This window comes from Flavobacterium sp. H122, from assembly GCF_004959765.1.
Lineage (GTDB): Bacteria > Bacteroidota > Bacteroidia > Flavobacteriales > Flavobacteriaceae > Flavobacterium.
In genome coordinates this window covers 636072-651199 of the sequence record NZ_SJZD01000001.1, presented here as the reverse complement: position 1 = coordinate 651199, position 15128 = coordinate 636072, and the positions used below count along the sequence as shown (strand labels likewise).

Sequence of the window (15128 nt, the reverse complement as noted above, 5' to 3'; positions counted from 1 at the left end):
ATATAACTTTTTATTTGGTTGGATTTTGGCGATTCAATAAATTAATTCAACCTCTGAAAGGAGATTTTTGAAATGATATTATTTATGTGATAAATAAATAAAAGAAGTGATTTAAAGTGCCGGTTGTAATGGTTGAACTTTTTATAATTCACATATTAAATGTAAAATATTTTTTAGGATAAAGTGTATAAAAAAACGTCTCAGAGCTTGAGACGTTTTTTTTATTATTATTTCATTTTCTTCAGTAAAACTGCTTCGTCAGCAAATTTTTTGATTTCTATTTTGGGATCTCCATAGATTGATAATCTGCTTTTTCCTGATGCGGAAACAGATAAATTGCCGTTAGTAAAAATGTCACAATCTGTGTAACCTTCAATTATAATAGAGGTGTTTTTTGAAGTTAAATTCTTACCTACATATTTTGTATTGTTATCCAAACGCAATTTTAATTCGCTTGCATCACCTTCAATTGCTGCAGATGCCTTTTGATACATGTCAAATTTTAATTTTGCTGAGTTAATTAATGCTTTCAACTCTGAGTTTTTGCTCATTTCTATAGCTGCATCCTCACTTTTTAAGTTCAAATCAATTTTTGATTTATCGTTTGAAATTAATGTGAAATTGGAAGCATTTACATTTAATGCTGACTTGGAATAATCGAAAGTTTTAATAGTAACATTTTTTAAGTTCAATTCGCTTATGGCATTTAATTTAGCATCGTGTTTTACAGATACCAGTTTCAAGCTGTCTGTATAAAAAATACGTACATCAATTTTTTTATAGGTGGAAATATCTTTGTTGGTGTTGATACGCAATGTTTTTCCGTAAGTCTTATAATCAATAGCCGAATGTAAATTGTCATCAGCTTCAATTTCAACAGCATTCTTATCTCCTTTTATTAAATATACTTCCAGGTTGTCTTCAATTTCAATTTCCTGAAAAGCTTCGACATCGTGTTTTTCAGTTTTCAGGATTTTTGTGCCCTTGATTTTTTCTTTTTTTTGTCCAAAAGAAATTGTTGTAGTTAAAATTGCAATTGCCAGCAATGTAAATTTTCTCATGTCTGTGGTATTTGGTAAACACAAATATAAAAAAATCATTCACCTATGGGAATGATTTTTTTATAAGAGCAGTAAATTTTAGTTGGCATCCACACTACCGCCGGATGATTCTTCGATCGATTTTCTTTTTGGACTGGAAAAGTAATCGATACTACTGCCGCTTGATGCTTTTGCCTGTAAAGAGACAATAGGATGAATGTCGGTGTCGCTTCCGCTGGAACTTTGAGAATTGACGTTATTGGCCAATAATTCACGGGCATCAATATCACTGCCGCTTGAAGAGGCAGTACTCACATCTATTGCTTTACCTTTTACTTTTAATGAACTGCCGCTGGAAGATTCCAGTGCCACTCTCTCTGATTCAACAGTTGCGTTTAAGTCACTTCCGCTGCTTGATTTTAAAAGAATTCCATTGCTTTTTATAACGCCTTTTGTGTAAAGATTTGAACCGCTTGTTGTTTGCAATTCATCAATTACCGGTAATGAAACGTATATTTTTTTTGATTTTACATTGAAGTAACTTCCATATTCAGAAGTAATTTTTAAAGTTCCGTTTTCTACTTTAGTGATAATTCCTTTTTGTAAATTGTCATCTGCTTCAACAGTTACCTTAAAGTCAGGACTTTGAGTAACTTCACATTCCAATCCTTTGGAAACTTCAATTCTTGTGAATCCGGATAAATCTCTGTTTTTTGTGACTACATTGCCGCTTCCTGTAATAGATTCTCCATTGAAATTCATATTGCAGGAACTGAATAGTAACGCTACGACTGCAGCTATAACTACTTTTACTAAATGAATCATGACTTTAACCATAGTTTTTTAAGTTTAAATTTTAGTTTATTTGAATCTTTAATTGTAAAGTTGATTTTGTTTGGCTGATGAAATGTTTATTAGCTTTTGTAAATTATATTGTTTTTATCAGTTGATTTAAAATTATTGACTTTAGCCTTTTTATGGTAGATGATTTTACTTTCGTTACCGGCAGCCGCTGTTAAAGACAATATTGGTTTTATTTCTATAATGCTTGTTCCTTCTGCAGCTGCATTTATATTATTGGCAAATAAGTCTGACGCTTTTACTTCGCTTGAGCCGTCACTGGAAATGTTTACATTGACAGCTTTACCTGATAATTTTATTTCACTGTTGTCATTTGAGGTAAGATTTATATTTTCTGATGCAATATTCAGATCAGTTTTTGAAAACGAATCTGCAGTTATAGAAAAGTTATTGCTTTTGATTTCCTGGCTGCTGTAAATTTCTGCTAAATCTTTAGCTTCAATTTCTTCAATAACCGGAAGAGATACAATTACTTTAATTTTTTTTGGGTCAAATTTTTGTTCTGAGCTAATCCAAATTTTTAGTATGTTTCCTTCAATTTCAGTTTTTATAATTTTTTTTAAATTTTCCGGAGCTTCAATATCTATTTTAGCTGTATTATTTTGTTTTAATTCACATCTTACAAGACCTGATACTTCTATTTTGCTGACGTTTTCCAAAGTGTTTTTGGTTTCAGCTGCGATTGAGTTTGTTTTGGATTTATTACATGAAACTGTTGACGCACTTATCGAGAGTAAGGTAAAAAAACTTCCGGCAATATTTTTGATTTTTAACATAACCTTTATTTTTAGTTTGATTATTTTGATTGGATAATGTCCCCTGTATTAACTGTTCTCTTTTTTAGAGATTTTTTTGTTTTTCCTGAATAAAGTTCAAAGTTTGAGAAATAGGAAGGAATTCCTTCAGCATCGTGGTTGATATTTGTTCTTACTTCAAAATGTAAATGAGGGAAGAAAGAACTGCCGGATGTTCCTATTAATCCTATTACTTGTCCTTTTGTTACTAAATCGCCTTTTTTCAAATTTAATGAACTTTTGTTCTTTAAATGCGCATACATACTTAAAACATTGTTTTTGTGTTTTATGACAACATAGTTTCCGTATAATGCCAGCGGATTGTTTTTTAAGGAAGGAACATCGAATTGTTTGTTGTCAAGCTGATAGGTTTCTATAGCTGCAATTTCTCCATCGGCTACGGCAAGTACTTCTTTGCCAAAGCCAATCCATTCTTCATTATTGGTTCCTTGGTTTGTGAATTGCTTATTGTCTTTATCCAAAACTGCAAAATCGTAAGCATACCGCATAAAGTTTCCGGTAAAACCTAATTGTTTTATAGGTGCGAACTCATAATCAAATCTGCGGTGATGTGAGTTTAGATCATGTCCGTCATAAACCAGCATTTTTTCTTTTAAAGGTAATATGAAATCCACATCCTGCTCGTATTTTTCAGGAATTACAGTTTGCTTGATTTCTATCTGATCATTAAAAGTGAAAATGTACTCAAGTTTAGTTGTTGCAGAGTTTATTTCAGGAAATGGATTAAATACCAGTTTTTTAGAAACACCATCCCAACTAGTGGATGGAATGGTGTTTATACTAGGTGCAGTTCCATTATTGTCTAAAAATTTTTGTTGTATCAGTACATTATTTTGGTCAAAATGGCGTACTAGAATTTTAGTCAGTTTTAATGTGTCGGCACTTTTATTTTCGATTTTAAAATCGAAGTTTGATACATAATTTTCATTTAGTTTTTCAAGTAGAGGTTTTTTGGGATAAACTTCAATGTTTATTTGGTTTTGTCCGTATGTTCCTGAACTTAAAAAGGCAGTTAAAATTAATGATAGAGGTTTGATGATTTGATTGATGATTTTCATTTTAATTATTTGGTTTTTATAATAATACCATCTTCATTTATTTTAAGTTCTTTAATTTCTTTTGAATCAGAGATAACCGTATCGTTTTCTATTTTTACTCCATCTTCATTAATAATGATGTTTGACTGATAGTTTTCATCTTCATCATTTTCATCAGGAGGACAGTTGAGACATTTTACCTGCTTGTTTTCTACTTTGTAAACATAATCGTCAGAACTGTAATGTAAATTGAAGAAGTCGTTATCAGAGCAGTCAAAATGTTCTAAGCTTTCATCTGGTTTGAAATAAGTTCCTTTTGGTAAGTATAAGTAAATCATTACTTCCTGGCCACGGAATTTGTTTTTGATGTCAGTTAAAAAGTAGTTGTCAAAAATAATTTTATTACCTTCAACTTTAAATTTGTATTCAATTTTTTCGGCTCTTTGTCTTGCATCAGCAAATGATTTGCCATTGGATTCTTTTTCAATTTGGATGAAAGGTAATTTTTCATCTGTTGGTAATACTTCAAGACTAATATTGTTTGAATAAATTACATCTCTGCCTAACGAATCCTGAACAAATTCGAATTCATCATGACTGTAGTCGTTTTTAGAAAAGTAGTTGTTGTTTTTAAATTTTATTTCCAGCGTATCTGTTGATTTTAAATCGATCGTTTTTTTAGAGACTACTTTGTTTTCAAAAGCAATTTCAGATGCCTGACGAATCCCAAGACTGATTAAAATTCCAACTGCAATTACCCATAAAGCTAATAAAGTGTATTTAGTAACGTTTCCAATTGATTTTAAGTTGTTTACTAAAATTTTTAATCCTAATAATAATAAGAAGAAAAACGGAATTCCTATAGCTAATAAGAAAAGCAAGCCAATTAACCACATTGAAGTGTTAGTATAATCAAACGCATTGAAGAATTTATTCCAAGGTGTATCCATATTTATTGATGTACCCATTGAAAAAAGACTGATTAAAAGTCCTATTAAAGTTACTCCGGACACCAGAACCATCATAGCTCCAATGAATTTTGCAAACACTTTCATGATACTTACAATTATGTCTCCAAGAGTGCTTCCTACACGTTGTGCACCGGTTTTTACGTTTTCGCCCATTTGGGTATAGTCGGCACTTTTAAATTTGTCAGAAACCGACTCAAATTCTTCCTTTACTTTTTTCTCGATATTTGAGATTGTAATAGGTTCACCTTTCATTTCTAATTTTTCTGAAGTGGTAACAGCCTCAGGAGTAACAATCCATAAAATGAAATAAGCTAATAAACCTGTACCAAAACCTGCAAAAACCAATAGAACCAAAGCAATTCTTATCCAAACCGGATCCACCCCGAAATAATGTCCTAAACCAGAACATACACCAGCAATTACCCCTGTTTCTTTATCACGGTATAGTTTTTTTGTTTTTCCGCCTGCGCCATAAGCATAATTTGCATTAGAAGTACCGTCGTCTTCGATTTTATAATCTTCCGGTTGTCCCATAATAGCAATAACATCGTCTACATCATTTAGGCTAAGAACTTGTTTGCTATTTGCTAGTTTTTCAGAAAATAATTCTGAAACTCTACTTTCTATGTCGTTCATGATTTCATCACGGCCTTCCGCTGAAAGGGAATTGCGTATTGCATCAAAATAACGATTCAATTTTTGATAAGCATCTTCGTCAATATGGAAGAAGAAACCACCTAAATTCATATTTACTGTCTTGTTCATAGCTCTTAGTTTTGTGATGTTATTGTGTTTACTGCACCTGCGAGTTCATTCCAGGTTATGTTTAATTCTTTTAAAAAATCTTGTCCGTCATCGGTTAAACCGTAATATTTTCTTGGTGGCCCTGATGTTGACTCTTCCCAGCGATAAGTCAGCAAACCATCGTTTTTAAGTCGGGTTAATAGCGGGTAAACGGTTCCTTCCACTACTAATAACTTTGCGTTTTTCAGAGTGTCAAGGATTTCAGAAGTGTATGCATCTTTTTCTTTTAATACTGATAAGATGCAGAACTCTAAAACTCCTTTGCGCATCTGAGCTTTTGTGTTCTCAATGTTCATAAGATTCTCTTTTTGTTGTTAAACTGTTCATTTTTGATTGATTGACTGCCCTTCGACAAGCTCAGGGTAAATTTGATGATGATTGAGATTGGATTGATTGATTTGATTGATGATTGAAACTCCTTTATTTTAAGAAGTTTATTGTAAACGGATATTTGAAATATTCTCCTTCGCTAGCTTTTATACTTCCGTATATTATGTAGAAGAACTCAACTATTTTTAGGATGGCAATTAGAGCGCAGCAAATAAAGCCAAACACACCTAAACCTATCAGGTTGTTTATCTGCATGTTTTCAAGGACTAAATTACCGCTTTCAATTTCATTCCAGGTAAAGTTGCTTAAAACCGTTCCTACAATTGCAGGGACAGCAATTATACCTAAAAGTATTGTGTATAATAACACACTTAACTGAAAATTTATGATTTGTTTTCCGTGGTAATCTACAAATGAAGATTCTCTTTTTTTAGTTGACCATAATACAATAGGAACGATATAATTTCCCAACGGTATTAAAAATTTTGAAAATGCACTTAAATGTACAATTGATGCATAATTTTTTTCATTTTTTGTGATTGCTAAAGTTTCCATAATTGATTGTTTATTTGATTAATGATGTTTAAACTAGTTATGTAATTAAGCTAATACTTTTCTTAACTTATTAATTTCTTATACAAAGATAAGGTAAAAAACAGGTACTATGCAAAACAAAGTAATATAATTTAACAAAATATTAACAAATAATAATAGTAGGCGCGCATAGTATTTTTTTGTAGATTAGCGGAAAATCAAGCATTATGAAGTTTACACCAGCAAAATTGAATTCTTTTTTATTTTTTAAATTACCATCAGCTTTTTTATGCGGTGTGCGTACTAAAGCAATTGATGAAAACCAATGTGTGGTTTCAGTTAAGCACCGATGGATTAATCAAAACCCTTTTAATTCAATGTATTTTGCAGTTCAGGCAATGGCGGCAGAATTATCTACCGGAGCATTGGTTATGATGCATATTAAAAAGAGTGGCCGTGCTATTTCTATGTTGGTTGCCAATAATAAAGGATCCTTTACTAAAAAAGCTACCGGAAGAATTACGTTTACATGTAATGACGGTCATTTAATTACAGATGCAATCGAAAAAACCTTAGCGACAGGTGAGGGGCAAACTTTTTGGATGAAATCCATTGGAACTGATGAAAAAGGGGATCAGGTTTCTGTAATGGAATTTGAATGGACTATCCGTGTAAAAAAATAATCAAATAATAGTTAAACTATTCACAAATACATTTAAGTACTATTTTTCTGTAATTAAATTTGTATAAAAAAATAACTGTGAAAGTTTTAGTTACGGGGGCAACTGGTTTAATAGGCAAGGAGATTGTTAAAATTCTTCATGCTAAAGGTATTACTATACATTTTTTAACTACTGCTCCTGAAAAAATAAAGTCCAAACCTAATACAAAGGGTTATTATTGGAATCCCAAAACCGGTGAAATTGATGAAAATTGTCTAGCCGGCGTAGATGCGGTTATTCATCTTGCCGGAGCCAGTATTGCAAAACGCTGGACAAAAAAATATAAACAGGAAATAGTTGAAAGCCGTGTTTTGTCTGCCAATTTATTATTTCAGTTGTTAAAAACACATCCGCATCAGGTAAAGCAAATAGTTTCGGCTTCAGCTATTGGTGTTTATCCTTCTTCGTTTACTTCTAATTATAATGAAGAGTTTAATAAGTTTGAAGATACATTTTTGGCAAATGTTGTTTTAAAATGGGAGGGAAGCGTACAGCAATTCAGCCGTTTGGGTTTAAATGTTTGTAAGCTTAGGATTGGATTGGTTCTCTCAAAAAAAGGAGGTGCATTGCCTCAATTGGTAAAACCGGTCCGGTTTGGTTTAGGTTCTGTTTTTGGATCAGGAAAACAGTGGCAATCATGGATCCATGTCAAGGATTTAGCACGAATGTTTGTTTTTTCTCTTGAAAATAATAGCGATGGAATCTTTAATGCAGTTGCTCCCAATCCTGTCACACACAGGGAAATGATGTTTTCGATAGCAAGAATTTTGAAAAAACCTCTATTTTTTCCAAATACTCCCAGAGTAATTATGAAGCTGTTATTGGGGGAAATGCATACTTTGCTTTTTGAATCACAAAAAGTTTCTTCTGCAAAAATTCAGGAAAACGGTTTTCATTTTCAATTTTTATCTGCAGAAGAAGCTTTGACGGATTTACTGAAGAAAAAAATTAACGTTTAGCCGTTACATTCACCTGTACTTCAATTTCATCATTGATGAATTTATCCTTCAAGTCTGAAAATAAACTTTTTGAAGCATAATTTACATTCCAGTATGTTCTGTTTAATCGCAGTGTTTCGCTGTTGATAGTTACCTGGTTTTCATTGATGCTGACTTGTGCCGGAAAATTTACCGCTTTAATAACTCCTTTAATTGTCAGATTGCCAAAAATAACTGTTTTTCCCTCTTTAAAATCAACTTTAGTAATCTTGAAATCAGAAGTAGGGTACTTGCTTACATTAAAAAAATGATCCTTTTTTTCTTTGTCACCCAGTCCTTTTAGGTGATTTTCCAGATCTTCTTTCCCGTCCCCGGATTTTAAATCGGTTACAGTTATAGTATTCATGTCTATGAAAAAACGGCCTGCAACAATAGAGTCATTTTTAATATTAACAAAACCCTCGCTGATTTTAATAGTGCCGTTATGCTTTCCCATGGGTTTGAATCCTGTCCAGTTAACGATTGAATTTTTAGAATCCACAGTGTATTTGGTTCCATCCATTTCTGTATTCGTTGATGACATTTCATCATTTTCCTGTGATGTTTTTTCTTTTTTACAGGAAGTTAGAAAAAGCATTAAAACGAGAGTAAATTGTACAATTTTGGTTTTCATAGTAGTTGAATAAGTGATTGTTATCTACTAATTTAGTAAAGATTTGATTTACAAACAAAAAGTTATGATAAAAAAATAGTGACAATTTGGCATTTTTGAAGCTTTGGCAGTAATTTTGCAATCAAATTCAAAAATTGATGTGACTATGAATGCCGAAAATACAGAAAAAGAACTGGAATTAAACAATACAGAAGCAACACAAGAAAAACAGCCTGAAGCAGTACCGGCTCCGGAACAAACTGTTGAAGAAAAATTACAGGAGGATCTGGCTGCTGAAAAAGACAAGTTTTTACGTCTTTTTGCCGAATTCGAAAATTATAAAAAACGTACTTCAAAAGAAAGAATTGAATTGTTTAAAACGGCCGGGCAAGAAGTTTTGCAAGCCATGCTGCCGGTTTTGGACGATTTTGACAGAGCCTGGTCTCAAATCTCAAAATCAGAAGATGAGGCTTTGGTTAAAGGAGTTGAATTGATTCATGAAAAACTTAAGTCTACGTTAATTTCAAAAGGCCTGGAAGAAGTTGAAATTAAGCAAGGCGATGCTTTTGACGCTGATTTTGCTGAAGCAATTACCCAGATTCCTGCCGGTGATGAACTGAAAGGAAAGGTGGTTGATGTAGTGGAGAAAGGTTATAAATTAGGAGATAAAATTATTCGTTTTCCTAAAGTTGTAATAGGGAATTAATATTAAAATGTCGCCCTGAGCGAAGCCGAAGGGAAAAAATTATGAGCAAAAAAGATTATTACGAAATATTAGGTGTCAGTAAAGGAGCATCAGAAGGAGAAATTAAAAAAGCGTACCGCAAAAAAGCTATTGAATTTCACCCTGACAAAAATCCTGGTGACAAAGCTGCTGAGGAAAAATTCAAAGAAGCTGCAGAAGCTTATGAAATATTAAGTGATGCTGATAAGCGTGCAAAATACGATCAGTTTGGTCACGCAGCATTTGATGGTGCCGGCGGTTTTGGAGGTGGTCATCACATGAATATGGATGATATTTTCAGTCAGTTCGGTGATATTTTCGGAAGCGCTTTTGGCGGAGGCTTTGGTGGTTTCGGCGGTGGCGGCGGTGCGCCGCGTCGTGCTAAAGGAAGCAACCTTCGTATTAAAGTAAAATTAACTCTTGAGGAAATTGCTCACGGTGTTGAGAAAAAAATAAAAGTTAAACGCAAAGTTCAGGCACAGGGTGTTACATATAAAACATGTCCTACATGTAACGGAAGCGGTCAGGTAGTGAAAGTAACCAATACTATTTTAGGACGCATGCAAACTGCTTCGCCGTGTCCTTCATGCGGCGGATTGGGTCAGGCTATTGATAAAAAACCTGCTAATGCTGATGCACATGGTATGATTACGGAAGAAGATACTGTATCAATCAAAATACCTGCAGGAGTTGTTGATGGAATGCAGCTTAAAGTATCCGGAAAAGGTAATGATGCGCCAGGTAATGGAATTGCCGGGGATTTAATCGTTGCAATCGAAGAAATTGAGCATCCAACATTAAAACGTGAAGGCGAAAATTTACATTTTGATTTATATATAAGTTATCCTGAAGCTGTTTTAGGTGCTTCTAAAGAAATTGACACAGTTTCCGGTAAAGTACGCATCAAAATTGAGGAAGGAATCCAGTCGGGTAAAATACTTCGTTTAAAAGGCAAAGGTATTCCAAGTTTAAATAGCTACGGAAGTGGGGATATGTTGGTACATATTAATGTATGGACACCTAAAAGTCTTTCTAAAGAGCAAAAGAAATTCTTCGAAGACAATCTGGAAGATAATAATTTTGCACCTAAACCTGAAAAATCAGACAAGTCTTTTTTTGAAAAGGTAAAAGATATGTTTTCGTAAATAATGCTTATTGACTAAGCACAGCTGAAGTCAAAAAATAATCCCAACTTATCACTGGCAGATAGTTTAAGTGAAAAAGTTGGGGTTTTTTGTAACATTTTTCTTCTAATCTAATCTAACTAAAAAGAAATTTAGTTACTTTATAAAATCAAACAAAAATAATGAGCAATATTCTTGAGGTTAATAATGTAGTTAAGCAATATGGTAGTTATACTGCATTAAACAGCGTTTCACTCCAGGTTCCAAAAGGTAGTATTTATGGACTTCTTGGACCTAATGGTGCCGGAAAGACTTCACTTATCCGAATTATAAACCAAATCACATTGCCAGACAGCGGCGACGTTTTTCTTGACGGCGAAAAATTGGCTCCTGAGCATGTTTCTGTAATCGGGTATATGCCGGAAGAAAGAGGTTTGTATAAAACAATGAAAGTGGGTGAACAGGCTTTGTATTTGGCACAGTTAAAAGGTATGCCCCATGCCGAAGCTAAAAAACAATTAAAGTATTGGTTTGAAAAATTTGAAATTGAAGGATGGTGGAATAAAAAAATCCAGGAACTTTCTAAAGGAATGGCCCAAAAAATACAGTTTATTGTAACCATTTTGCACCAGCCTAAATTGTTAATTCTGGATGAGCCTTTCTCAGGATTTGACCCGGTTAATGCCAATTTGATCAAAGACGAGATTATTGAATTAAATAAAAAAGGCACATCGATTATCTTTTCAACACACCGTATGGAAAGTGTAGAGGAAATGTGTGATTATATTGCGTTGATTCATAAGTCAAACAAGTTGATTGAAGGTAAATTGAGTGAAGTAAAACGTGAGTACCGTACCAATAAATTCCAGGTAGGAATTGTTTCTGATAATATTGAAGGCCTGATGTATGATTTGACTCAAAAATTTACAGTGGGACAAACCTCTTTCAAATCCTTAGACGATGACTTGAAATTAGAAATCGAACTAGGAAACCGTTCTCAAAATGAATTGCTTGAAGTATTGATAAAAAATGGACAGGTAACTCATTTTACTGAAAATATCCCATCAGTAAACGATATATTCATTCAAACTGTAACTAACCAAAAATAACAAACCGCAAATCCTAAATTGTAAAATAGCAGCGTATAAGTTTTACAGGAATTTGTTTTTTTGGGATTTGGAATTTATTTAAAAATATGAACATATTAAGTTTAATCATAAAAAGAGAGTTTATTGCAAAGGTCCGCAATAAATCATTTATTGTAATGACATTTTTGAGTCCGCTTTTGTTTCTTGGGATGTCATTTTTAATTGGTTTTTTAGCCAATATGAATAAAGGAGAAGTTAAAAAGGTAGCAATCCATGATGAAACAGGAATTCTAAAGAAAGATTTTAAAGATTCTAAAGAAACAAAATATGTCGATTTATCAGGAATGCCGTTACAATTGGCAAAAGATACAGCTTCAAAAAATTATGAAGGACTGATTTTTGTGCCTAAAGTGGCAGATTCCAAAGAATTGATAACCAAAGTTGAGTATATTTCGGATGACAGTCCAAGTTTGGAATTTGTCTCAGATATAGAAAAAATTGTAGACAGTCAGTTAACAAATGATAATTTAAGAGCGTTAGGCTTTGATTCGACCAAGATAGCGCAGGCTAAAGTAAATTCGGAGCTTCACATCACAAAATTTTCGGGAGAAGAAGGTTTGAAATACCTGAATGAAATCAAAGTATTCTTTGGTGGTGCTTTTGGTTATTTAATAATGATGTTTATTATCATCTACGGAAACTTTGTAATGCGAAGTGTAATTGAAGAGAAGACTTCCAGAATTATCGAAGTGATTATTTCCTCTGTAAAACCTTATCAGTTAATGATGGGAAAAATTATAGGGAATTCATTGGCCGGAATTTTACAGTTTACTATTTGGGTAGCTTTAGGGTTATTAGTATTGTTTGGTTCTTCTTTGTTTTTAGGTTCTTCTGCAGATGCAGGAGCGACGGCTGAAGCCATGAGTAAGTTGCCTCAGGGGGCTGGTACAATTGCGTCATTAATCGAAAAAGTGAATTTATATTATAACGAAATACCGGTATTGACTACAATAATTTTCTTCTTGGTTTATTTTATCGGAGGGTATTTTTTATACAGTTCATTATATGCGGCTATAGGTGCGGCAGTAGATTCTGAAACAGATTCACAGCAGTTTTTACTTCCTATCATTATGCCTTTAATGTTAGGTATTTATGTTGGTTTCTTTACAGTGGTTAACGATCCGCATGGAACAGTGGCGACAGTATTTTCAATGATTCCGTTTACATCTCCTATCGTTATGTTAATGCGGATCCCTTTTGGAGTGCCGGTTTGGCAGTTGATTACTTCAATAGTTTTATTGTTTGGCACGTTTTTGGGAGTGGTTTGGTTCGCAAGCAAAATTTACCGCGTTGGTATTTTAATGTACGGTAAAAAGCCAACATGGAAAGAATTGTATAAATGGCTTAAATATTAAAGTTTATTGGTTGATTCGGTTATTTGTTTATTTGATTTTGTAATTTCGAATAAGCGATAACCAGATAAACATATCCACAAATCATCAAATGAGTAAGATATTAATTATTGAAGACGAAGCTGCTATCCGCAGAGTTTTAGTGAAAATTCTTTCGGAAGAAAATGATTCGTATAAAGTTGAAGAAGCTGAAGACGGTGTTCAAGGTCTTGAAAAAGTAAAAAACGAAGATTATGATTTGATTCTTTGTGATATCAAAATGCCTAAAATGGACGGTGTTGAGGTTTTGGACGCAGTAAAAAAAGTGAAGCCCGAAATACCTATGGTAATGATTTCAGGTCACGGCGATTTAGAAACTGCTGTAAACACTATGCGTTTGGGAGCCTTTGATTATATTTCAAAACCACCTGATTTAAACCGTTTGTTAAATACGGTCCGTAATGCTTTAGATAAAAAGAAACTGGTTGTTGAGAACAAAATCCTTAAAAAGAAAGTTTCTAAAAACTACGAGATGATAGGAAGCAGTGATCCAATCAATCATATCAAGGAAATGATTGAAAAAGTCGCTCCTACCGAAGCCCGGGTACTCATCACGGGACCAAACGGAACCGGAAAAGAGCTTGTTGCACACCAGATTCACGAACGAAGCGAACGCAGTACAGGCCCTATGATTGAGGTGAATTGTGCAGCTATTCCTTCTGAATTGATTGAAAGTGAGCTTTTTGGTCATATAAAAGGAGCGTTTACCTCTGCAGTAAAAGACCGTGCGGGTAAGTTTGAAGCTGCTGACGGTGGTACTATTTTTCTTGACGAGATAGGCGATATGAGTCTTTCCGCACAGGCAAAAGTATTGCGTGCTTTACAGGAAAACTTGATCCAGAGAGTTGGTGCCGATAAAGATATTAAAGTGAATGTCCGTGTGGTTGCGGCAACCAATAAAGATTTACAAAAAGAAATAGCGGAAGGACGTTTCCGTGAGGATTTGTACCATCGTTTGGCGGTAATTTTAATTAAAGTTCCTGCATTAAATGACAGAAGAGACGATATTCCTGCATTGGTTGAACATTTTGCAGCTAAAATTGCTGATGAACAAGGCAGTGCGGTGAAATCTTTCTCAAAAAGTGCCTTAAAATTATTGCAGGACTATGACTGGACTGGTAACATCCGTGAATTACGTAACGTTGTGGAACGCTTGATTATATTAGGCGGTAGTGAAATTTCAGAAAATGATGTGAAGCTGTTTGCTTCAAAATAGTAATTAGCCAAAAGCCAAAGGCAATAGTTTCATCTAATGACTATTGTCTTTTGCCTAATGCCTTTAATAAAATGAATTTAAAAAAAATAAACCCTGACCTTCAACAGGCATTAATAGAAAATGCCATTACAGATGCCACAGAAATTCAGGCGGATTGCTGGAGTACTCTTAAAAGCGGTGCCGATGCTGTTGTGATAATGCCTGAGGGAGAAGGAAAATCTTCTACTATTGTTTATACTGTCATCCAAAAAATTGAAAAAGCAGTTGGTGAATCTACCAGAGCCCTGATTATCGTGAATGAAAAAGAAGCGGTTTTGGAAATGGTGGAGATGTTTGAAAAGTTTGGGAAGTACACTAATTTAAGAGTGATTGGTGTGAACGATAAGACTGATATTGACGAAGAAAAAAATATTATTTCTGCAGGAATGGACGTTTTAATTGGTACGTCAAATAAAATCAATGCGATGTTTTCAGGTGCAGGATTCAATATGAATACTATTAAGATATTTGTAGTTGATGATGCCGATGCAATTTTCAAACTGCGTCAGGAACCTATTGTACAAAGATTATCCATGAGTGTTGAAAAAACACAGCGGTTATTTTTTGCGTCACAATTAACGGAGAGAATAGAGATCCTTGCTGACAAAATTATGATTGACCCATTTTTATTCGGAGTCGATGATTATGAAGATGAAGAAGATGAATTTTAATAATATCTTTTCGTAAATGAAAAAGGCTTAACGGTTAATGACTGTTAAGCCTTTTTTTGAATAAAATAATACTAAATTAGAGTGCTGATACTCTTTACTTATAAAAGCTGT

16 protein-coding genes are annotated in these 15128 nt (G+C 33.6%); 8 read left to right on the top strand and 8 right to left on the bottom strand.

What is annotated here, in order from left to right; translation table 11 throughout:
* Positions 1–227 precede the first annotated feature (227 nt).
* The 7 genes from EZM65_RS03185 to EZM65_RS03155 form a co-directional block, all read right to left on the bottom strand.
* On the bottom strand, positions 228–1061 hold the full coding sequence (locus EZM65_RS03185; RefSeq protein ID WP_248574811.1) for a GIN domain-containing protein: 834 nt from the start codon (positions 1059–1061) through the stop codon (positions 228–230).
* Positions 1062–1139: 78 nt separating this feature from the next.
* Positions 1140–1865, bottom strand: coding sequence for a head GIN domain-containing protein (locus tag EZM65_RS03180; protein WP_169051620.1), 726 nt, complete (start codon positions 1863–1865; stop codon positions 1140–1142).
* Between the two features lie 89 nt (positions 1866–1954).
* Positions 1955–2677: a head GIN domain-containing protein gene (locus EZM65_RS03175; RefSeq protein ID WP_136667068.1), complete on the bottom strand. Its 723-nt coding sequence runs from the start codon at positions 2675–2677 to the stop codon at positions 1955–1957.
* Between the two features lie 20 nt (positions 2678–2697).
* The gene (locus tag EZM65_RS03170; RefSeq protein ID WP_136667067.1) at positions 2698–3774 is read right to left on the bottom strand and encodes a M23 family metallopeptidase; all 1077 of its coding nucleotides are present in this window, start codon (positions 3772–3774) and stop codon (positions 2698–2700) included.
* Between the two features lie 5 nt (positions 3775–3779).
* The gene (locus EZM65_RS03165) at positions 3780–5489 is read right to left on the bottom strand and encodes a PspC domain-containing protein (RefSeq protein ID WP_136667066.1); all 1710 of its coding nucleotides are present in this window, start codon (positions 5487–5489) and stop codon (positions 3780–3782) included.
* A 5-nt stretch (positions 5490–5494) separates the two neighbouring features.
* A complete protein-coding gene (locus EZM65_RS03160) occupies positions 5495–5824 on the bottom strand; it encodes a PadR family transcriptional regulator (RefSeq protein WP_136667065.1) in 330 nt (109 codons plus the stop codon).
* 124 nt (positions 5825–5948) lie between these two features.
* A complete protein-coding gene (locus EZM65_RS03155) occupies positions 5949–6413 on the bottom strand; it encodes a DUF4870 domain-containing protein (protein WP_136667064.1) in 465 nt (154 codons plus the stop codon).
* A 206-nt stretch (positions 6414–6619) separates the two neighbouring features.
* Between EZM65_RS03155 and EZM65_RS03150 the strand changes: the two genes are divergently transcribed.
* Positions 6620–7075 carry a DUF4442 domain-containing protein gene (locus EZM65_RS03150; protein ID WP_136667063.1) on the top strand — a complete coding sequence of 152 codons (456 nt, stop codon included), beginning with the start codon at positions 6620–6622 and terminating at the stop codon, positions 7073–7075.
* A gap of 77 nt (positions 7076–7152) precedes the next feature.
* The gene (locus EZM65_RS03145) at positions 7153–8073 is read left to right on the top strand and encodes a TIGR01777 family oxidoreductase (RefSeq protein WP_136667062.1); all 921 of its coding nucleotides are present in this window, start codon (positions 7153–7155) and stop codon (positions 8071–8073) included.
* On the opposite strand, the gene EZM65_RS03140 is transcribed toward EZM65_RS03145, so the two are convergent.
* Positions 8063–8725: a YceI family protein gene (locus EZM65_RS03140; RefSeq protein ID WP_136667061.1), complete on the bottom strand. Its 663-nt coding sequence runs from the start codon at positions 8723–8725 to the stop codon at positions 8063–8065. The genes EZM65_RS03145 and EZM65_RS03140 overlap by 11 nt on opposite strands.
* A gap of 145 nt (positions 8726–8870) precedes the next feature.
* Here EZM65_RS03140 and EZM65_RS03135 point away from each other — a divergent pair, with 145 nt between their 5' ends.
* The 6 genes from EZM65_RS03135 to EZM65_RS03110 all read left to right on the top strand — a co-directional run bounded on the left by EZM65_RS03135 (position 8871) and on the right by EZM65_RS03110 (position 15017).
* Positions 8871–9410 carry a nucleotide exchange factor GrpE gene (locus EZM65_RS03135; protein WP_136667060.1) on the top strand — a complete coding sequence of 180 codons (540 nt, stop codon included), beginning with the start codon at positions 8871–8873 and terminating at the stop codon, positions 9408–9410.
* A 41-nt stretch (positions 9411–9451) separates the two neighbouring features.
* Positions 9452–10573, top strand: a complete 1122-nt coding sequence (gene dnaJ, locus EZM65_RS03130; RefSeq protein WP_136667059.1) for a molecular chaperone DnaJ — start codon at positions 9452–9454, stop codon at positions 10571–10573.
* Between the two features lie 161 nt (positions 10574–10734).
* A complete protein-coding gene (locus tag EZM65_RS03125) occupies positions 10735–11661 on the top strand; it encodes an ABC transporter ATP-binding protein (protein ID WP_136667058.1) in 927 nt (308 codons plus the stop codon).
* Between the two features lie 86 nt (positions 11662–11747).
* Complete coding sequence (locus EZM65_RS03120) at positions 11748–13055, top strand: ABC transporter permease (RefSeq protein ID WP_136667057.1); 1308 nt, start codon at positions 11748–11750, stop codon at positions 13053–13055.
* 88 nt (positions 13056–13143) lie between these two features.
* Positions 13144–14307, top strand: coding sequence for a sigma-54 dependent transcriptional regulator (locus EZM65_RS03115; RefSeq protein WP_136667056.1), 1164 nt, complete (start codon positions 13144–13146; stop codon positions 14305–14307).
* 71 nt (positions 14308–14378) lie between these two features.
* Positions 14379–15017, top strand: coding sequence for a DEAD/DEAH box helicase (locus EZM65_RS03110; RefSeq protein ID WP_136667055.1), 639 nt, complete (start codon positions 14379–14381; stop codon positions 15015–15017).
* The last annotated feature ends 111 nt before the right edge of the window (positions 15018–15128 follow it).